General features: G+C 37.8%; 9 protein-coding genes, 2 tRNA genes and 3 rRNA genes. 8 read left to right on the forward strand and 6 right to left on the reverse strand.

The features are described from left to right. The first annotated feature begins 277 nt into the window (after positions 1-277). The 5 genes from AC0J6S_RS07010 (at position 278) to rrf (ending at position 5,608) form a co-directional block, all read left to right on the forward strand. A 16S ribosomal RNA gene (locus AC0J6S_RS07010) occupies positions 278-1,791 on the forward strand. A gap of 187 nt (positions 1,792-1,978) precedes the next feature. Beyond that, a tRNA-Ile gene (locus AC0J6S_RS07015) sits at positions 1,979-2,052 on the forward strand. A 143-nt stretch (positions 2,053-2,195) separates the two neighbouring features. Then, positions 2,196-2,269 (forward strand) — tRNA-Ala (locus AC0J6S_RS07020). A gap of 195 nt (positions 2,270-2,464) precedes the next feature. Continuing rightward, positions 2,465-5,348 (forward strand): 23S ribosomal RNA (locus AC0J6S_RS07025). 150 nt (positions 5,349-5,498) lie between these two features. Next, positions 5,499-5,608 (forward strand): 5S ribosomal RNA (gene rrf / locus AC0J6S_RS07030). The 16S, 23S and 5S rRNA genes sit together here with 2 tRNA genes alongside, the layout of an rRNA operon. Positions 5,609-7,047: 1,439 nt before the next feature. On the opposite strand, the gene AC0J6S_RS07035 is transcribed toward rrf, so the two are convergent. Next, the gene (locus AC0J6S_RS07035; protein WP_091203735.1) at positions 7,048-7,629 is read right to left on the reverse strand and encodes a MiaE family protein; all 582 of its coding nucleotides are present in this window, start codon (positions 7,627-7,629) and stop codon (positions 7,048-7,050) included. Between the two features lie 110 nt (positions 7,630-7,739). On the opposite strand from AC0J6S_RS07035, the gene AC0J6S_RS07040 reads away from it, so the two are divergent. After that, positions 7,740-8,981: a glycosyltransferase gene (locus AC0J6S_RS07040; RefSeq protein ID WP_474956058.1), complete on the forward strand. Its 1,242-nt coding sequence runs from the start codon at positions 7,740-7,742 to the stop codon at positions 8,979-8,981. 56 nt (positions 8,982-9,037) lie between these two features. On the opposite strand, the gene AC0J6S_RS07045 is transcribed toward AC0J6S_RS07040, so the two are convergent. From AC0J6S_RS07045 to porU, 5 genes are all read right to left on the reverse strand, one after another. Then, on the reverse strand, positions 9,038-10,705 hold the full coding sequence (locus tag AC0J6S_RS07045) for a dihydrolipoamide acetyltransferase family protein (RefSeq protein WP_474956059.1): 1,668 nt from the start codon (positions 10,703-10,705) through the stop codon (positions 9,038-9,040). Between the two features lie 7 nt (positions 10,706-10,712). Continuing rightward, positions 10,713-11,711, reverse strand: a complete 999-nt coding sequence (pdhA, locus tag AC0J6S_RS07050; RefSeq protein WP_474956060.1) for a pyruvate dehydrogenase (acetyl-transferring) E1 component subunit alpha — start codon at positions 11,709-11,711, stop codon at positions 10,713-10,715. A 143-nt stretch (positions 11,712-11,854) separates the two neighbouring features. Next, the gene (locus AC0J6S_RS07055) at positions 11,855-12,337 is read right to left on the reverse strand and encodes a cytidine deaminase (protein ID WP_474956061.1); all 483 of its coding nucleotides are present in this window, start codon (positions 12,335-12,337) and stop codon (positions 11,855-11,857) included. An 85-nt stretch (positions 12,338-12,422) separates the two neighbouring features. Next, positions 12,423-13,586, reverse strand: a complete 1,164-nt coding sequence (porV, locus tag AC0J6S_RS07060) for a type IX secretion system outer membrane channel protein PorV (RefSeq protein WP_474956062.1) — start codon at positions 13,584-13,586, stop codon at positions 12,423-12,425. Between the two features lie 38 nt (positions 13,587-13,624). After that, positions 13,625-17,461, reverse strand: coding sequence for a type IX secretion system sortase PorU (porU, locus tag AC0J6S_RS07065; RefSeq protein ID WP_474956063.1), 3,837 nt, complete (start codon positions 17,459-17,461; stop codon positions 13,625-13,627). A 214-nt stretch (positions 17,462-17,675) separates the two neighbouring features. Here porU and gldJ point away from each other — a divergent pair, with 214 nt between their 5' ends. Both gldJ and AC0J6S_RS07075 read left to right on the forward strand, forming a co-directional pair. Beyond that, positions 17,676-19,370 carry a gliding motility lipoprotein GldJ gene (gene gldJ, locus AC0J6S_RS07070; RefSeq protein ID WP_474956064.1) on the forward strand — a complete coding sequence of 565 codons (1,695 nt, stop codon included), beginning with the start codon at positions 17,676-17,678 and terminating at the stop codon, positions 19,368-19,370. Positions 19,371-19,434: 64 nt separating this feature from the next. Then, a complete protein-coding gene (locus AC0J6S_RS07075; RefSeq protein WP_474956065.1) occupies positions 19,435-20,721 on the forward strand; it encodes a UDP-N-acetylmuramoyl-tripeptide--D-alanyl-D-alanine ligase in 1,287 nt (428 codons plus the stop codon). The last annotated feature ends 33 nt before the right edge of the window (positions 20,722-20,754 follow it).

A 20,754-nucleotide genomic window follows, 5' to 3' on the forward strand; every position in this document is an offset into this window, starting at 1 on the left:
AAGCAAACGAGATAAAATTTATCTTAAAAAAAACTTCAAATTTTTCTTGCCAGTTAAAAAGAAAGTTGTACTTTTGCACCCGCTTCGAGAAACACTATAACAAGTGTTAAAAGGAGTTAAAAACAAGATAAGAACACGTTCCTAGACATATTGAATTGACAGCCGTCTCGTTCGCAAGAACAAGACACAAGAATAAGAGTAATAGAATCGAGAGATTTGAAAAAACCACTAGAATTTAGTCGAATAACAATAGCTTGAGCAATCAAGCGTACAATATACGATGAAGAGTTTGATCCTGGCTCAGGATGAACGCTAGCGGCAGGCTTAACACATGCAAGTCGAGGGGTATAGTTCTTCGGAATTAGAGACCGGCGCACGGGTGCGTAACGCGTATGCAATCTACCTTTCACAGAGGGATAGCCCAGAGAAATTTGGATTAATACCTCATAGTATATCGAGTTGGCATCAACATGATATTAAAGTCACAACGGTGAAAGATGAGCATGCGTCCCATTAGCTAGTTGGTAAGGTAACGGCTTACCAAGGCAACGATGGGTAGGGGTCCTGAGAGGGAGATCCCCCACACTGGTACTGAGACACGGACCAGACTCCTACGGGAGGCAGCAGTGAGGAATATTGGACAATGGGCGCAAGCCTGATCCAGCCATGCCGCGTGCAGGATGACGGTCCTATGGATTGTAAACTGCTTTTATACGAGAAGAAACACCTCTACGAGTAGAGACTTGACGGTATCGTAAGAATAAGGATCGGCTAACTCCGTGCCAGCAGCCGCGGTAATACGGAGGATCCAAGCGTTATCCGGAATCATTGGGTTTAAAGGGTCCGTAGGCGGTCAGATAAGTCAGTGGTGAAAGCCCATCGCTCAACGGTGGAACGGCCATTGATACTGTCTGACTTGAATTATTAGGAAGTAACTAGAATATGTAGTGTAGCGGTGAAATGCTTAGAGATTACATGGAATACCAATTGCGAAGGCAGGTTACTACTAATTGATTGACGCTGATGGACGAAAGCGTGGGTAGCGAACAGGATTAGATACCCTGGTAGTCCACGCCGTAAACGATGGATACTAGCTGTTGGGAGCAATCTCAGTGGCTAAGCGAAAGTGATAAGTATCCCACCTGGGGAGTACGTTCGCAAGAATGAAACTCAAAGGAATTGACGGGGGCCCGCACAAGCGGTGGAGCATGTGGTTTAATTCGATGATACGCGAGGAACCTTACCAAGGCTTAAATGTAGATTGACCGGTTTGGAAACAGACTTTTCGCAAGACAATTTACAAGGTGCTGCATGGTTGTCGTCAGCTCGTGCCGTGAGGTGTCAGGTTAAGTCCTATAACGAGCGCAACCCCTGTTGTTAGTTGCCAGCGAGTCAAGTCGGGAACTCTAACAAGACTGCCAGTGCAAACTGTGAGGAAGGTGGGGATGACGTCAAATCATCACGGCCCTTACGCCTTGGGCTACACACGTGCTACAATGGCCGGTACAGAGAGCAGCCACTGGGCGACCAGGAGCGAATCTATAAAACCGGTCACAGTTCGGATCGGAGTCTGCAACTCGACTCCGTGAAGCTGGAATCGCTAGTAATCGGATATCAGCCATGATCCGGTGAATACGTTCCCGGGCCTTGTACACACCGCCCGTCAAGCCATGGAAGCTGGGGGTGCCTGAAGTCGGTGACCGCAAGGAGCTGCCTAGGGTAAAACTGGTAACTAGGGCTAAGTCGTAACAAGGTAGCCGTACCGGAAGGTGCGGCTGGAACACCTCCTTTCTAGAGCCTTAGTGTTAGTAGTAATACACGCTAGGGAAAGAAGACGAAAGTTCAAGTTGGAAACAAGTTTCAACATTTTATTACTCTTGCTGTTAATTTATAAAAAAAAGAGAGAAAAGAAAATAGAATATAGAGCATAGATTTAGTCTATAATCTTAAGTCTTTATTCTTTACTCAAAAAAAAGAGTGTCTCGTAGCTCAGCTGGTTAGAGTACTACACTGATAATGTAGGGGTCGACAGTTCGAGTCTGTCCGAGACAACAAAAAAAGCATTAAGTACTTATTATTAAGTATTTATACAAAAACGTTCATAGAAACAGATTGAAAGGAAATTCTAGGGTTGAAAGATTACGAATTACAATAATTCATAATTCATAATTCACAATTCATAATTAAAAAAGATTGGGGGATTAGCTCAGCTGGCTAGAGCGCCTGCCTTGCACGCAGGAGGTCAACGGTTCGACTCCGTTATTCTCCACTATCTTCGAGAAGATAGAATATAGAAAAAAGAATATAGATTAAGTCTATTATCTATTCTCTATGTTCTTTATTCAAAAAGAAAAAGTTCATTGACATATTGAGATAAGAAAATAATAAAAAGTAGAAAGCATTTTTTGTTTGTTTATCATTAGACAAGTAAAAGAAACGGTCTTAATTAATTTTAAGGTTGGTACAATAAGCAAAATAAGGGCGTATGGGGGATGCCTTGGCTCTCAGAGGCGATGAAGGGCGTGATAAGCTGCGAAAAGCTACGGGGATTGGCACACACGAATTGATCCGTAGATACCCGAATGGGGCAACCCACTATGTTGAAGACATAGTACACCGATAGGTGGGCAAACCCGCTGAACTGAAACATCTAAGTAGGCGGAGGAGAAGAAAACAAAAGTGATTCCGTAAGTAGTGGCGAGCGAACGCGGATTAGCCCAAACCAATGTTGTTACGGCAATATTGGGGTTGTAGGACCACGTTATTTGTTGCGGATTGAATTAGAATCTACTGGAAAGTAGAGCCAAAGAAGGTGATAGCCCTGTATAAGTAAAAGAAGATAACGATAGTGGTATCCTGAGTAGGGCGGGACACGAGAAATCCTGTCTGAATTTGGCGGGACCATCCGCTAAGGCTAAATACTCCTGAGAGACCGATAGTGAACCAGTACCGTGAGGGAAAGGTGAAAAGAACCGTGAATAACGGAGTGAAATAGATCCTGAAACCATACGCTTACAAGCGGTCGGAGCCCTTTCGTGGGGTGACGGCGTGCCTTTTGCATAATGAGCCTACGAGTTAACGTTGCTGGCAAGGATAAGTGGTTAAGCCACGGATCCGTAGCGAAAGCGAGTCTGAATAGGGCGCTTTAGTCAGTAGTGTTAGACGCGAAACCGTGTGATCTACCCATGGGCAGGTTGAAGCTGTGGTAACACACAGTGGAGGACCGAACCGGTTGACGTTGAAAAGTCTTCGGATGACCTGTGGGTAGGGGTGAAAGGCCAATCAAACTCGGAAATAGCTCGTACTCCCCGAAATGCATTTAGGTGCAGCGTTATGCGTAAAGTTATATAGAGGTAGAGCTACTGATTGGATGCGGGGGCTTCACCGCCTACCAATTCCTGACAAACTCCGAATGCTATATAATGTTTCATAACAGTGAGGGCTTGGGTGCTAAGGTCCAAGTCCGAGAGGGAAAGAACCCAGACCATCAGCTAAGGTCCCCAAATATATACTAAGTTGAAAGAACGAGGTTTGTCTGCCCAGACAGCTAGGATGTTGGCTTGGAAGCAGCCATTCATTTAAAGAGTGCGTAACAGCTCACTAGTCGAGCGGACGAGCATGGATAATAATCGGGCATAAGTATATTACCGAAGCTATGGATTTAGAGTTTACTCTAAGTGGTAGGGGAGCATTCTAACAGGGTTGAAGGTGAGTCGTAAGGCCTGCTGGACTGGTTAGAAAAGAAAATGTAGGCATAAGTAACGATAATGCGGGCGAGAAACCCGCACACCGAAAGACTAAGGTTTCCACAGCTATGCTAATCAGCTGTGGGTTAGTCGGGACCTAAGGCGAACCCGAAAGGGACAGTCGATGGACAACGGGTTAATATTCCCGTACTAGTTATTACTGTGATGGGGTGACGGAGTGATGAAAGCGCCGCGAACTGACGGAATAGTTCGTTGAAGTACCTACCTATAAGACCCGCAGGCAAATCCACGGGTTTTGGGGAAATACGATAGTACTCGGAGTCTTCGGACAAAGAGATAGTGCGCCTAAGGGCTTCCAAGAAAAACCTCTAAACTTCAGGTAATAAGTACCCGTACCGCAAACCGACACAGGTAGTCGAGGAGAGAATCCTAAGGTGCTCGAGAGATTCATGGCTAAGGAATTAGGCAAAATAGACCCGTAACTTCGGGAGAAGGGTCGCCAGCAGCAATGCTGGCCGCAGTGAAGAGGTCCAGGCGACTGTTTATCAAAAACACAGGGCTCTGCAAAATCGTAAGATGAAGTATAGGGCCTGACACCTGCCCGGTGCTGGAAGGTTAAGTGGAGATGTTATCTTCGGAGAAGCATTGAAATGAAGCCCCAGTAAACGGCGGCCGTAACTATAACGGTCCTAAGGTAGCGAAATTCCTTGTCGGGTAAGTTCCGACCTGCACGAATGGTGTAACGATCTGGACACTGTCTCAGCCATGAGCTCGGTGAAATTGTAGTAGCGGTGAAGATGCCGCTTACCCGCAGTGGGACGAAAAGACCCTGTGCACCTTTACTATAGCTTAGTATTGACCTTGGATAAATGATGTGTAGGATAGGTTGGAGACTGTGAAGTGGCGTCGCTAGGCGTTGTGGAGTCATTGTTGAAATACAACCCTTTGTTTATCTGAGGCCTAACCCCGTTATGCGGGGGACATTGCTTGGTGGGTAGTTTGACTGGGGTGGTCGCCTCCAAAAGAGTAACGGAGGCTTCTAAAGGTTCCCTCAGTACGCTTGGTAACCGTGCGTAGAGTGCAATGGCATAAGGGAGCTTGACTGAGAGACATACAGGTCGATCAGGTACGAAAGTAGAGCATAGTGATCCGGTGGTTCCGCATGGAAGGGCCATCGCTCAAAGGATAAAAGGTACGCCGGGGATAACAGGCTGATCTCCCCCAAGAGCTCATATCGACGGGGGGGTTTGGCACCTCGATGTCGGCTCGTCACATCCTGGGGCTGGAGAAGGTCCCAAGGGTTGGGCTGTTCGCCCATTAAAGTGGCACGCGAGCTGGGTTCAGAACGTCGTGAGACAGTTCGGTCTCTATCTACTGTGGGCGCAAGAAATTTGAGTGGATCTGATTCTAGTACGAGAGGACCGAATTGGACAAACCTCTAGTGTATCTGTTGTCACGCCAGTGGCATCGCAGAGTAGCTACGTTTGGAAGGGATAAGCGCTGAAAGCATATAAGCGCGAAACCCACCACAAGATGAGATTTCTTTTAAGGGTCGTGGGAGATGACCACGTTGATAGGCTATAGATGTAAAGGCAGTAATGTCATAGTCGAGTAGTACTAATAACCCGTAAGCTTATGTACGCTTTTCCTCCCGATGCAAATCGGGAGAGAAGAAACTTTCTAACAAAAAAACTTTTCTTTATCTCAGTATGTTAAGATATTATTGCAATTACGAATTCATAATTACGAATTACGACTTGCAAGTAATTGCCCAAAGCAATTATAACCTCTTAAGGTGGTTATTGCGGCGGGGCTCACCTCTTCCCATCCCGAACAGAGTAGTTAAGCCCGCCTGCGCAGATGGTACTGCAGTTATGTGGGAGAGTATGTCGTCGCCTTTCTTTGAAGAATCCTCATCATTCATTTGATGAGGATTTTTTTTGTTTTATTATTTCTCGTCTAGAAATAGCGATACACAAAACAGATTGTTATGGAAGAAAATATTAAATATGTATAGCGTACTCAGAAGGACTACTTTATGTCTTTTAAGTTGCAATTGGTCAGGAAATATAAATAGTACAGCTTTTAGCTACTCAAGCTATTAAGAAGTTTGGTATTGAATGTATAAAAGTGTTGTAGAACTGTTACGATATTTGGTATCTTCAGTGGGAAAACCAAATCCCTTCTACCGTACCGAAATCACAAGAACAAAAGAAAATGGAGCTTGGATCCAAGGGAAAACCTCTTGAGAAGGAGAAGTCATTTTTGGAACAATAAGCTTTTGCTGCAGATAAAAAAGGAATCATTTTAGACAAAAAGAACAACAAACATTAATGTTTGCCTGTTATTTGTTCGGGGTAAACAGACAGGTTTATTATCGAAAAATTAAAAGAAAAGTCAGTCAACAAGCTAAAGCTACCAAAGTAATTTCTACGGATCTTGATGTAAAGAAATCGATGCCTAGGGTTAGAACTCAAAAAAGTTAGCATATTTTAGTGGAAGAACTTCAATTGATGAAGATTGGAAGGGATAAGTTATTCGATATTCTCAGAGCTAATCATTTATTAATTCAGCCAAAACGGTCTTACCATATGAATCCTAATTTTTATCAACGATTTAGAAAACATCAAAATCAAATTATTAGATTAGATAGTAACAGGCCTGAGCAAGTTTGGTTCTCCGACATAATTTATATTGGAAAAGAGAAAAGCTTGCTATCTTGGTATTGTAACAGATACCTATTCTAAAAAGCTTATGGGGTATAATGTTGCTGATAATATGATTGTCGAAAGCAGTATTGTTGCTCTAAAATGGCATTAAACTAAGAAAAAAAATCCATTAAATGTCACTCTGATACTGGATTGCAGTATTGTGCTAATGACTTTCAAAGTATTTTAAATAAAAACGGAATACTTATTAGTATGACTCAAAATTCTGAACCTTTTGAAAATGCCGTTCGAAAAGAATAAACGTATATTAAAACAAGAGTTTATGAATGATAAATACAATCATGATTTACAAGTTATGAAATAAATTATCAACGAATCGATTGATATTCAAAATACGCAACGGCCACATTATTTAAAATTATTATGCTTATTACCAATAAAATGCATGAAAAAAATCAAATTAAAATGAGAACCTATAAAGCAAAAACAGTATCAAATAGATGCTTACTACTGTTCAAAAACTTTGCTTTTACTTATTATTAATCCTGTATCACTTTTTCAGGACTTGACATAAACCTTTAAGAATTATGAAAATCCAAAAATTAGGTACAAAAATCAGTGTTTTTATAAATAGATTATTGTGGAATACATAAAATAATACCTGCTTTTACTTAACCGTGGATAGTTTCTTGTTTACCATAGTTTGTGATAATCGAGGTTTCAAATTCGATCCATTCTTTCCAGCGTTTGTCCACGTTAATATTGTCAGCGTATTTTCGTGCGAAACCCAAAAAAGTGGTGTAATGGCCCGCCTCAGAAATCATCAGATCTCTGTAAAAAGTAGCCAGTTCAACATCTTTTATGTTTTCTGATAAAACTTTGAATCGTTCACAACTTCTGGCTTCAATCATTGCCGAAAACAACAATCGGTCACAAAGTGCATCTTTTCGGCTGCCATCTTTTTTCATGAATTTAAAAAGTTCATTTACATAATGATCTTTCCTTTCTCTGCCTAAAGTTAGTCCTTTGCTTTTTATTAAATTATGAACCAATTGCAAATGATCTAATTCTTCTTTTGCAATAATCAGCATTTCGGTTACTAATTCTTCTAATTCGGAATTATAAGTAACTAAACTTATCGCATTGGAAGCTGCCTTTTGCTCGCACCAAGCGTGATCCGTCAGGATTTCTTCTATATTTGATTCAACTATATTTACCCAACGCGGGTCTGTGGCTAATTTTAATCCTAACATGATGATGAAATTTATTTGCTACAAAATTAGTGTTTTCTAATCTATTTTTGGTTCAAATGACCGGATTGAACACAAAATAGCATTATTTTGCAATTGAAATTTATAATAATATGAATCAGGTTCAAAAGCTTTTAATTATTGGTTTTGTTTGGCCGGAGCCAAATTCGTCCGCAGCAGGAGGTAGGATGATGCAACTGATTTCACTTTTCAAAGCGCAAGGTTTTAGTATTTCGTTTGCTAGTCCAGCGCAAGACAGTGATTTCATGGTTGATTTGCAAGAATATGAAGTGGATAAAAAATCAATTGAACTGAACAATTCCAGTTTTGATGTTTTTATAAAAGAACTGAATCCGGATGTGGTTTTGTTTGACCGTTTTATGATGGAGGAACAATTTGGTTGGCGTGTTTCCGAAAATTGTCCGAATGCGTTACGATTGTTAGATACTGAAGATTTGCATTGTTTGCGTTTGGCTCGTCAGAAAGCATTCAAAGAAAACCATTCTTTTATTTCAACCGATTTATTTGTTGAAGAGGTTTCCAAACGGGAAATCGCCAGTATTTTACGTTGTGATTTGTCTCTGATGATTTCCGAATTTGAGATGGAATTATTAGAATCTACATTTAAAATAGATATTTCTATATTATATTATCTACCTTTTTTATTAAAGCCAATTGACGCTGCCGAAATTCAGGAATTACCTGTTTTTGAAGAAAGAAGAGATTTTGTTTTTATCGGAAATTTTCTTCATGAGCCTAATTGGAATGCGGTTCAATATTTGAAAGATACAATTTGGCCTTTAATTAAAATAAGTCTGCCTGAAGCTGTTTTGAATGTTTATGGCGCTTATCCTTCACAAAAAGTAATGCAATTACATAACAAGAAGGAAGCCTTTTTAATCATGGGACGAGCTATCGATGCTAAAGAAGTAGTTCAGGAAGCGCGAGTGGTTTTAGCTCCTTTGCGTTTTGGTGCAGGTATTAAAGGGAAGTTATTAGAAGCGATGCAATGTGGGACACCAAGCGTAACAACTACTATTGGTTCAGAATCCATGCACGGGGATTTGCCTTGGAATGGTTTTATTACGGATGATGTAGCTGATTTTGTCGATGCGGCAGTACAATTGTATCAAGACAAAACAATTTGGCATAAAGCCCAGAAAAATGGATTGAAAATTATCAATCAACGATATTCTAAAGGTTTGTTCGAAACTGACTTTAGAACTAAAATAGAATTTTTAAGCTCTAATTTACCGCAGCATCGATTGAATAATTTTATGGGTTCCATGTTACAACACCATACTTTAAAAAGCACGAAATATATGTCGCGCTGGATTGAGGAGAAAAATAAATAAAAAATCCCGTCAAGTTTTAGAAACAAGACGGGATTACTATTTTAAAAACCGAGTTATTACGCAAGCATCGTAACTGGGTTTTCTATAAATTGTTTTAATGTTTGTAAAAATTGAGCTCCTGTTGCGCCATCAATTGTTCTGTGGTCGCAAGCTAAAGATAACATCATAGTATTTCCTACAACAATTTGGCCATTTTTTACCACTGGTTTTTCTACAATAGCTCCTACGGATAAGATAGCAGAATTTGGTTGGTTGATGATAGAATTGAATTCAGTAATACCAAACATTCCAAGATTCGAAACTGTAAAAGTACTGCCTTCCATTTCGGTAGGTAATAATTTTTTGTTTTTAGCTCTTCCTGCAAGATCTCTTACACTTCCGCCAATTTGAGATAAACTCATAGCATCTGTAAAACGTAATACTGGAACTACTAATCCGTCTTCAACAGCTACAGCAACTCCTATGTTCACATGGTGATTGATAAGAATCGAATCTTCTCTCCATTGTGAATTCACTTTTGGGTGTTTTTTCAAAGCCATTGCGCACGCTTTTATCACCATATCGTTAAACGATACTTTTGTGTCAGGAACGCTGTTGATGATAGTTCTAGATTTCATAGCCTCATCCATTGCTACCTCAATTACTAAATTGTAATGTGGAGCTGTGAATAAAGATTCTGCTAAACGCTTCGCTATGATTTTTCGCATTTGCGAATTCTTGATTTCTTCTGTGACAACTTCTCCTGCTGGAATAAATGGTTTTGCGGCAGCTACAGTTTCTGTTGCTGCAGTTTCAGTTGTCGGTGCCGTAGCAGCTGCAGTTTGTGGCGTAAAGTTTTCGATATCGCTTTTTACAATACGTCCGTTTTCACCAGAACCTTTTACTTGTGTCAATTGAATTCCTTTGTCACTTGCAATTTTCTTTGCTAATGGTGATGCTAAAATTCTTTGACCGTCCGTTGATGGTTCTTGAACGATTGGCTCCGAAGCTTTTTCTGTTGAAGCAACTTCTTTTTCTTCTGCCATTGCAGGAGCTGCTTGTGGCGCTCCGCCAGTTTTATAGTTTTCAGCAATTCCACTAATGTCAGTTCCTGCTGGTCCAATGATTGCCAAAAGGCTATCAACAGGTGCAGTATTGCCTTCTTCGATTCCTATGAATAATAGAGTTCCTTCATTGAAAGATTCGAATTCCATTGTTGCTTTATCAGTTTCAATTTCAGCAAGAATGTCGCCTTCAGCAACAGTGTCACCTACTTTTTTTAACCAAGTTGCTACAGTACCTTCGGTCATAGTATCGCTCAAGCGAGGCATGGTGATAACTACAACTCCTTTTGGAAGTGAAGTTGCTGCAGGTGCAGCGGATTTTGTAGCTTCAGGAGTAGAAGCTGTTTTTTCAGTAACTTTTGTTTCCTCAGTAACTTTTGTTTCTTCTTTTACTGGAGCTGCGTCTGTTGGTTTTGCAGCTATTAAAGCTGAAATATCTTCGCCTTCTTTTCCTATAATTGCTAATAATGAATCTACTGGTGCAGTTTCACCTTCTGGTATTCCTATATGCAAAAGCGTCCCTTCGTTAAAAGATTCAAATTCCATTGTTGCTTTGTCAGTTTCAATTTCTGCAAGGATATCACCTTCGCTTACTTTATCACCAACTTTTTTTAGCCAAGTCGCTACCGTTCCTTCCGTCATCGTATCGCTCAAACGAGGCATTGTAATTATTGTTGCCATAATTGATTTATAGTTTATGAGGTATAAATGGATAGTTTTCTTGTTCGTAGACCACGTCATACAGTTGTTGAATGGGTGGGTATTCAGATTCTTCAGCAAATGTTACACATTCTTCCACTAAATCTTTTACTCTTTGATCAATTGCTTCGATTTCTTCTTCTGTAGCATATTTTTGATCTTTAATTACATCTAAAACTTGAGTAATTGGATCAATTTTTTTGTATTCCTCTACTTCATCTTTCGAACGGTATAATTGTGCATCCGACATAGAATGACCTCTATAACGGTATGTTTTCATTTCCAAGAAAGTTGGCCCATCTCCACGACGTGCTCTGTCTATTGCTTCGGTCATTGCTTCAGCAACTTTTACAGGGTTCATTCCATCTACAGGTCCGCAAGGCATTTCGTATCCTAAACCTAATTTCCAGATATCGGTATGATTGGCTGTTCTTTCTACAGAAGTTCCCATGGCATATCCATTGTTTTCAACAATAAATACAACTGGAAGTTTCCATAGCATAGCCATGTTAAAAGCTTCGTGTAAAGACCCTTGACGTGCAGCACCATCACCAAAATAGGTCATAGTAACACCACCGGTTTCAAAATATTTGTCTGCAAAAGCTAATCCTGCACCTACAGGAATTTGCCCTCCTACAATTCCGTGACCACCATAAAAACGGTGCTCTTTTGAAAAGATATGCATGGAACCACCCATACCTTTTGAAGTTCCGGTAACTTTTCCTAAAAGTTCTGCCATCACACGTCTAGGATCAACTCCCATACCTATTGGCTGAACGTGATTTCTGTAAGCAGTAATCATTTTATCTTTTGTCAAGTCCATAGCGTGCAATGCACCAGCTAATACTGCTTCTTGACCATTGTATAAATGTAGAAAACCTCTAACTTTTTGTTGGATGTATAATGCCGCAAGTTTGTCCTCAAACTTTCTCCAAAGCAGCATATCCTCATACCACTTTAAATATACTTCTTTTGTAACTTCTTTCATCTGAATTTTTCTTTTGCTAAAGTGTTATTGTATCATCAATCTGTACCTATAACGCAAAATAGTTTCCTCCCACAAATTTGCGAAATGCAAAAATAAGACATTCCAAGTAAGAACTAAAATTTAATAGGCAATTTTTGGATTTTTTACAAGAATTTTTTATCGAACATAAATGGAAGTAAATTTTTCAGTGATTCCGATTTATAAATTGCGCCAATTTCGCCCATGAAATAGATTTCTATTGGGGTCTCTTGTCTGATTTCATATTCTGCGATTGATTGTCTGCAAGATCCACAAGGGGGAATTGGAGCTGTGGTTTGATTAGAGTCAGAAGCAGCTGTAATTGCCATTTTTAAAATTTTAGCTTCCGGGTAAACTGCTCCGGCATAAAAAATAGAGACACGTTCCGCACAAAGTCCGGAAGGATAAGCTGCATTTTCTTGGTTGGAACCAAGTACAATTTTGCCGTTGTCTAAAAAAATTGCAACACCAACTCTGAATTTGGAATAAGGTGCATACGCGTTTTTTCGTACTTCAACGGCTTGTGTCATTAGATCCTGAATGTCATTTGGCAATTCCTGAAGGGATTCGAATACTTTAAATTGTGTGGTAATTGTTATTTCTTTCATGCTTTTTTTAGGAAAAAAAATCCAAATTTCATCTCCGAAGTATCGGGATTGAAATTTGGATCGTTATTTATGAATTAATTTAAGTTTAATATTCGTCATATTTCTCACCAAAATTGAAGGTGAGTGAAAAGCGAAGGGTGTTCTCTAGCGGGTTTTTTACTTTAGATGCTGAGAATAAGTAAGAAACATCTACTTTAACTACATTGTATTTAAAACCTGCTCCAAGTGAGAAAAATTGTCGAGCGCCTTTTATAGGACTTTCGTGAAAGTAACCCAGACGCATTGCAAAGGAATCTTGATACAAATATTCGGCACCTACAGCATACGTAACTTCTTTTATCTCTTCACCAAAACCATCAGGAGCATCTCCAAAAGATTTAAAAACACCAGATGTCCAGCCTATGGAACGGTAATTGTCATTATTTTGATTGCGCTCTTCGGAGGTTACAGTTCCGTCGCCGTTTAAATCTGGATCTTGTGGTGTTGGAACCAATAATTTATTAAATTCAACATTAACAGCAACCTTATTGTAGTCGTCTAAAATAAAATCAAAACCTGTTCCTATTTTTAAATTGGCAGGAATGAAATTATTGTTAAAATCATCATTGTCATAACTAATTTTTGGACCTAAATTTTGAATGTTAAACCCCGCTCTCCATCTTCCGTTGAATTCGTTATACGCTATTTCTTCAGATTGGTAAAAACCGGCTACATCAACCGCAAATGTACTTGCTGATGAGGCATCGTTATTGTCTGATGCTACTTTTAGATTGGAATTAATGAAACGTCCCGCAACAGCCATCGAAAATTTTTCGCTCAATTTTAACGAATATGATCCGTCTATGGCAAATTCATTTGGAGAAACTAATCTAGGTTCATCATTTGCATTTTCGCGTAATTCAATTTCACCTAAACCAAAATAGCGAAGACTTCCAGCAAAGGCGCTTTTCTCATTAATTCGATTATAATAGGTTAATTGTCCTAATGAAATGTCATTTACTAAATCAGTAAGGTATGGCGTGTAGCTGATGGAAAATCCTTGTGCATCAGTTGCAAAAGCATATTTTGCTGGATTCCATTGTTGAGAAAAAGCATCGGCAGAAGTTGCAACACCAATGTCACCCATACCTGCTGCTCTTGCATCAGCAGTGACTAATAAAAAAGGAACTCCTGGATTTATAACTCGATCTTGTGCGTTAGCAGAAGATGCTATAATTAAAAGGATAAAAAGTGGTATTATTTTTCTCATTTTGATGCAAATATTTATTAAACAAATATAGTATAATATTAAAGTATTACAAGTTTTTCAAATTTTTCAGATTTCTTATTTGTCAAGCTTGATTTTACTGTGAGCTTGTACACATAAACCCCTTTTCCTATTCGGTCACCAAAATCATCTTTACCATCCCAAGTTATTTCTTTAGATAAAAAGCCTTCCGTTGTTATGATTTGGTTTTTTGTCCAAACTATTTTACCAGTTATTGTCATAACTTGAACCTGAACTTCGAGCGGCTCGTAAGGTCTGTTGTGTGTAAACCAAAACTCAGTATAATTTACGAACGGATTAGGATAGTTCAACACATGTGTCAATGTTATTGTTTCATCGCCCACTACAATAAATTGTATTTCCGCTGTTATAGGATTGTTGTACACATCCCATGCTTTGAATGTTATAGTGTGCAAGCCAGGTGCTAAATTGCGCAACGGAAATCGAAGTGTTCCACTTGTAAAATCATCCAGATTTGTTTGGTAATAATCATTTAAAACAAAAGGATTGCTCACATCTCCATCTAAAATCGCAACAATGTCATGACCTATTCCGCTGGCTGTATTGATTCCGTTTTCATCTTCGAGATGTGCAACCAGAAAGGGAGATTCATTTGTTATACCTCCGGAAACAAAAGTCTCATCGTTCATATATAACTTAACTCTTGGACTAATATTGTCTGTTATTGCGTTTTCGTTTATTCCGCCTATTTTTATATTCGAATCGTATCCGGTTTCATTTTGTAATACTTCATTTTTTTTAGCATAAAAACTGATTCTTCCATTTGCCAATGGAATTCTGATGTCTCTTGGTACAACAAAACTAAATTCAAATTGCCCATTAGTAACAGATGCATTTCCTCTGAAAATTGTTTCTCCTAAAACATTAAAATTAATAGGTGGACTATTTCCGTCATTATTATAGGTTACTCTTGAGACTGTTTTGTCAAAAATAGTGGTAGAAACTTCTCCGTTGTAATTTGTCAATGGATTGTTGTTTTCATCCGTAACTTCTCCTGTAAGTTTCATTTTTGCCAATGATTTGAAGTCATCTATGGTTTGGGTGACGGATATGTCGTTTACTTTTGTCAATCTGATTTTTGGTTTGGCTACTGCGAGCATTATGGCTGGGTCGCCAATGTAAAAAACTACATTGGTTGCAGAATTTGGATTGCTGTTTTTTGAAATTCTCAGGGCTTCTGCAATTGATGTGTATTGGTTTGAACCGAATGATAGTAAGTTTTTTGTCAAAGCATCGTTGAAGTTTTCGGCGCTAAACTGGCCAATAGAGCGTATTGTGGTAATCATTGCAATTGCTCCGCCTTTTGGATTCCAATAGGTATATTCTCCTGCCGTAGGTCTAAACGGATTGTCGAACCTAGAGAATTCGCATGTAATAGTTATAAATAAAGGATATTTGAATTGATTACTCAAGTTTTGTCCGTCTGATTTTTCCCAAATCCTTTCTGCTGATAGACCGTCTTCACCACCATGTCCCAAATAATTAAATACTAAAGCCCCTTTTTCGAAAGCATTAAAAAAATCTGTTCTCGCTTTTGGATATCTGGAACCCCCCGCTGAGGCTTCTTGAGCATAAGAGTCTAATAAAATTTTATTCACATTCAAGAAAGGTTTCTCTAAAGCTATTGTATTCGCAAGGCTATTTTGTCTGTTTTGCAAACTGGCATCTGCAGGGATGTCAGAATCATCAGAAATAAGAACGAAATTATTTCTCCAGTTGCCGTAAGATTTTAAATCATGATATTCAATAACTTTATTTACCATTTCATCAGCCTGTTTAGTGTCATTGACAAGCATTCTTCCTACTGCAATGTCGATTCCGCCAAAAAAAGAAGTGACATTTCCTTCCGATGGGTCCATTAATCCAAAAAAATCATCAGATGCAAAAGAGGATTCTCCAATCGTGTTGCTGTTTAAAGAATGGTAAATAGGAACAACATTCGTGTTATTTATGATTCGGTTTTTAAAATCGTAGGAGGCATCTCCAAAAAGATTGATGAATTTTAGTCTTTTATCCGGTGTCGAAGCATTTTCATAAATGTATTTAATGCAGTTTCTTATGGCGGCAACATCTTGTTTTCCAGAAGAAAATTCTTGGTAGATCAATTCTAATGGAATAACTTTTACATTTAAATTAGAATACGTACGATGAAAACGGGCTAGTTTTTCCGCTTGTGAAACTAGAAACGAGGGTGAAATAATTACGTAATCAATATCTTGAAACTGACCTTGGCTATTTTTAAAAAGTGAGCCTTTTAGGTTTTGATTCACAATTTTTGATTTGCTGTCTTTTAATGGGGTGTAATAATCAGCTGGATCTAATGCGATGTATTTTCTCAGTTCACCCAAATTTGCTTTGAAACTTAGGGAACTTTGACTCGTATTTTCGATTTTGCTAATAGCATAAATATCGGTAACATCCCAAATTTGAGAAATTCCTGTAGCATTTGAAATTTCATAATTTACAATTGCAAGATTAGAAACGGATTGATCGTATTGAAAATGAAATTGTTTTCCGTAGCCTAAAAGTTTTCTTTTGGCGGTAAGCCTTATATTGTCGAGAAAACCTTTGGAGCCTGGAACGCCATTGTTGTTGTATTTTAATTTTATTTTGATGTTTTCTGTCCCGTTGAAAGCAGTATTGTTTGGCAAAAAACCAACGATAAACTCAGTTCCAGAATTGTTGCTTAATGCAGGGAATGAAATGGTTCCTGCGGCATTTCCGTTTGCTGTTACATTGAAAGAGGTTGGCGTAAATGCAGCTGAAGCAGCTGTCAGCATAATTTTCACAGGAACTGAACTGTCTAGATTTGGGAAAACAAAATCAAATTCCTGCTCATTCTTTACGTCAAATGATTCGCCAAACCATTGACGACCCAAACGGGCAATATTGACAAGATCCTGTTCGTGGAATTGATAATCATCAAAAGAAGTTATAGTTAAAGTGCTGTTTCCTGCAGGCTGTGCTAAAGGAGCAATTCTTTTTCCATCAGCGCCTTGTACAGTAATATAGTAATAGGATTTTTTGTCATACAAATTTAAATGCGTTCTGCTTTCTTGATTCCAAGTGTCAACTCCTTCGCCATAAAAGAGGATATAATCTTCATTGTTAAAAACGCCGTCACTTTCACCGTTGATTTGAATGGCATTTTCAATTAAGTCATTCGGATAATAAATATTGTTTGACAATGGTAGCATTCGACCACCATTTCCATAAATTTTTATTTTTCTAGGGTCAATAACATTTACGTCAATTCCCAGTTGTTGTAGAAAGCTTTTAGATATTTTATAAACTCCAGATTTTTCGATATAAAATTGAAACCAATTGCCAGTTGCTAAAACAGAATTTGAAAAGGTATTTACAATTTTTCCAGATTGCTGGATTCTAGAGGTATTATTGCTATTGCCAATTTCATATGAAAAAGATTTGATTCGTTTGAATCCAAAATCATCCTTGATTATAGGCGAAAGTGAGACGAAAGCCTCTCTTATGTCTCTTGAAGTAGAAATGGTTATCGAAGGATTAATAATTTCTGGGATATTTTCAGAGGCTAAATCGCCTAGATCCGAAAGTGCAATATTTTCAAAAATTACGTTAGTAATTTGAATTTTATTATCGTCAAAATATGGCGTATCTTTTAATATAGCGGTGTAAGTGATGTTTTTTTTGGAAGCATCATAATGAAAACTATTACCTGAAAATTTGGGTATATTAATGGTGAAATTACCATATGACATTTCTTTTGTGCCCAACCATTCAATTACAACATCCTCTTTTATTTGAGAAAATGAAAAAAAAGGTAGTAATGTCCAATATAACAGAAATGTTTTTCTCATTGTTTTGTAAATCTCGGTGCAACTTAAGGAATAATTATTAAGTAAAAATAAATCATTTAACGTTATTATAAATAATAAATATTATAAATTTGCGTTTTGTTTTATACAAATATAAAATGGAATTGAGTTATAATTATTTATTAAAAAAAGGACGTTGCAGATTAAATCATAATTATTATATTGCGGCTTCAAAAATTATTACCTACTAAAGAGTATGAAAGTAAAGAAAATTATGGTCGTACGATTGATTTTATCAATTATATTGATTGTCGGTTTGGCTAGTTGCAGTAAAAAATCTAGCTCCAAAAATTCATCAAGAGCAACAGGTTGGAACGTTGATGGTAAAAAAGCAGGTTCGGGTAATAAGAAGCAAGAAGCAGGGCCTGGTTTGGTTTTTGTAGAAGGTGGAACTTTTACAATGGGAAAAGTGCAGGATGATGTAATGCATGATTGGAATAATGCGCCAACTCAGCAACATGTTCAGTCGTTTTACATGGATGAAACTGAAGTAACTAATTTTATGTATTTAGAATATTTAGATTGGTTGAAAATGGTGTTTCCGCCAAGTGAAGAAAATTATAAAAACATATACGAAGGTGCGTCGCCTGACACTTTAGTTTGGAGAAATAGGTTAGGTTATAATGAAACTATGACTAATAATTACTTGAGACATCCTTCTTATGCAGAATATCCTGTTGTAGGTGTGAATTGGATTCAAGCAGTTGAATTTAGTAAATGGAGAACTGATCGTGTAAACGAAGCAGTTTTAGAAAAAAATGGGTATCTCAAAAAGAATGCTAAAAACACAGAAGTTAGTGCAGAAAGCTCTTTTAGCACAGAGACGTATTTAAAATCTCCTACAAGTACTTTTGGAGGAAATGAGGAGATTGTATTAAAAGGTGGGAGAGGCTCTAAAAAAGCTAAATCTCCAAAAGCGGATAAAGACGGCAATATTACTGAAGAAAAAAATGTATATGCACAAAGATCTTCCGGGATAGTTTTACCAGAATATAGATTACCAACAGAGGCTGAATGGGAATATGCAGCCGCTGCAGATGTAGGTCAAAGAGAGTATAATTCATATAAAGGTCAAAAAAAATACCCTTGGTCTGGTGGCTATACTCGCTCAGGGAAAAGACAAAATAAAGGGAATCAGTTGGCGAATTTTAAGCAAGGAAATGGTGATTATGGCGGAATTGCAGGTTGGTCTGATGACGGAGCTGATATTACCAATGAGGTCAAAAAGTATCCGGCAAATGATTTTGGATTGTATGATATGGCTGGAAACGTTGCTGAGTGGGTTGCGGATGTATACAGACCTATCGTAGACAATGAAGCAAATGATTTCAATTATTTTAGAGGGAATCTTTATACTAAAAATAAAATTGGTGCAGATGGTAAAATTGAAATTGTCACTAAAGATAATATTAAGTATGATACTCTAAGTAATGGTAGAATCATTGCTAGGAACTTACCAGGAGAGATTGCACAAGTTCCAGTAGATGAGCAAGAAACTTATTTGAGACAAAATTTCGATAAAAGTAATAACATCAATTACAGGGATGGAGACAAGCAGTCTAGTAAATATTATAATTTTGGAGGTTCGGACTCTGATGATGAAAAATCAAAAAATGAAAAGTCCATGTATAATTCTCCTAAACATAATGTTACAACAGACAGTTTAGGGAAAATGGTTCGTAAATATGATTCTTCAAATAAAAGGTCAACGTTGATTAATGATCAGGTTAGAGTTTACAAAGGTGGTTCATGGAGAGATAGAGCTTATTGGCTTGACCCTGCACAAAGAAGGTATTTTCCACAAGATATGGCTACAGATTATATTGGTTTTAGATGTGCAATGTCTAGAGTAGGGCCAAAATCTGATAAGAAAAGATCGCCGAGAAATTAAATGTTTAAGATATAATACAAAAAAAGCCCTTTGATTAGGGCTTTTTTTTTTAAAATCATTTCAAATGGATATTAAGTACATTCATAGTTTGTTTTTAAAATGTAGCTCAGTTTCGATTGATACCCGTAAAATTGAGACAAACTCTTTATTTGTAGCCATAAAGGGAGAACGTTTTGATGCTAATACTTTTGCAAAAGAAGCATTAGAAAAAGGCGCTGCGTATGTTATAATTGATAATGAATTATACTGTATTGATCAAAGAACAATACTAGTTGAAGATAGTTTGATTGCACTGCAGGAATTGGCAAAATTCCATCGGGATTATCTAAAATTGCCTATAATTGCGCTTACGGGAAGCAACGGTAAAACGACTACCAAAGAGCTTATTCACGCTGTGCTTTCAAGAAAATTTAAAACAAAAGCAACAGTAGGCAACCTAAACAACCATATCGGAGTTCCTTTGACATTGCTTTCTTTTACTTCAGAAACTGAAATAGGGATAGTTGAAATGGGAGCGAATCACAAAAAAGAAATTGAATTTCTATGTGAATTGGCAACGCCGGATTATGGGTATATTACTAATTTTGGGAAAGCTCATTTAGAAGGTTTTGGTGGTGTTGAGGGTGTGATTGAAGGCAAAAGCGAAATGTATAAATACCTTTCGGCAAATGATAAACTTGTCTTTATTAATTTGGAAGACCCAATTCAAGTTGAGAAGTCAAAGTTGCTAAAGTCATATTCTTTCGGGATTAACAAAACAAATGCTGATGTCAATATCACTTCGATTAAAGCGAATCCGTTTGTGACAATCGGCTATTCGGATTCGGTCATTAAATCTCATTTAATTGGATTGTATAATGCCAATAACATCAACGCAGCGCTGACTATAGGGAAGTATTTTGGAGTCACGGACAGTGAAATAAAAGATGCTTTGGAAAGTTATATACCTGAAAATAACAGATCACAATTAGTGCAAAAAGGTACAAATCAGATTATTCTGGATGCTTATAATGCAAACCCCAGCAGTATGTCAGTAGCAATTGAGAATTTTCTACAATTAGACAACGCTAATAAGGTTATGATTTTAGGGGACATGTTTGAGCTTGGTGACGAAAGTTTACAAGAACATAAGGCAATTGTTGCCATTTTGTCAAAGGATGAAAATGTAAAGTGTTATTTTGTTGGATCCGCATTTTATGAAAGTAAAATTGAGAAGGATAATTTTTGGTTTTACAATACTTTTGAAAGTTTTTCAAATGATTTATCTGAAATGAAATTTGATAATAGTACTATTTTAATTAAAGGATCTCGTGGAATGGCGTTGGAGCGAACCTTGGAATTTATAAAGTAGTTAAGAAACAATTCAACTAGAAAAAATGCCATC

It is taken from the genome of Flavobacterium sp. TS_SC_5, assembly GCF_056156265.1.

What these genes read in the sequence shown, in the direction of transcription:
- AC0J6S_RS07035 (WP_091203735.1), bottom strand. Translation starts at nt 7,629, where the DNA reads ATGTTAGGATTAAAATTAGCCACAGACCCGCGTTGGGTAAATATAGTT.
- AC0J6S_RS07040 (WP_474956058.1), top strand. Translation starts at nt 7,740, where the DNA reads ATGAATCAGGTTCAAAAGCTTTTAATTATTGGTTTTGTTTGGCCGGAG.
- AC0J6S_RS07045 (WP_474956059.1), bottom strand. Translation starts at nt 10,705, where the DNA reads ATGGCAACAATAATTACAATGCCTCGTTTGAGCGATACGATGACGGAA.
- pdhA (WP_474956060.1), bottom strand. Translation starts at nt 11,711, where the DNA reads ATGAAAGAAGTTACAAAAGAAGTATATTTAAAGTGGTATGAGGATATG.
- AC0J6S_RS07055 (WP_474956061.1), bottom strand. Translation starts at nt 12,337, where the DNA reads ATGAAAGAAATAACAATTACCACACAATTTAAAGTATTCGAATCCCTT.
- porV (WP_474956062.1), bottom strand. Translation starts at nt 13,586, where the DNA reads ATGAGAAAAATAATACCACTTTTTATCCTTTTAATTATAGCATCTTCT.
- porU (WP_474956063.1), bottom strand. Translation starts at nt 17,461, where the DNA reads ATGAGAAAAACATTTCTGTTATATTGGACATTACTACCTTTTTTTTCA.
- gldJ (WP_474956064.1), top strand. Translation starts at nt 17,676, where the DNA reads ATGAAAGTAAAGAAAATTATGGTCGTACGATTGATTTTATCAATTATA.
- AC0J6S_RS07075 (WP_474956065.1), top strand. Translation starts at nt 19,435, where the DNA reads ATGGATATTAAGTACATTCATAGTTTGTTTTTAAAATGTAGCTCAGTT.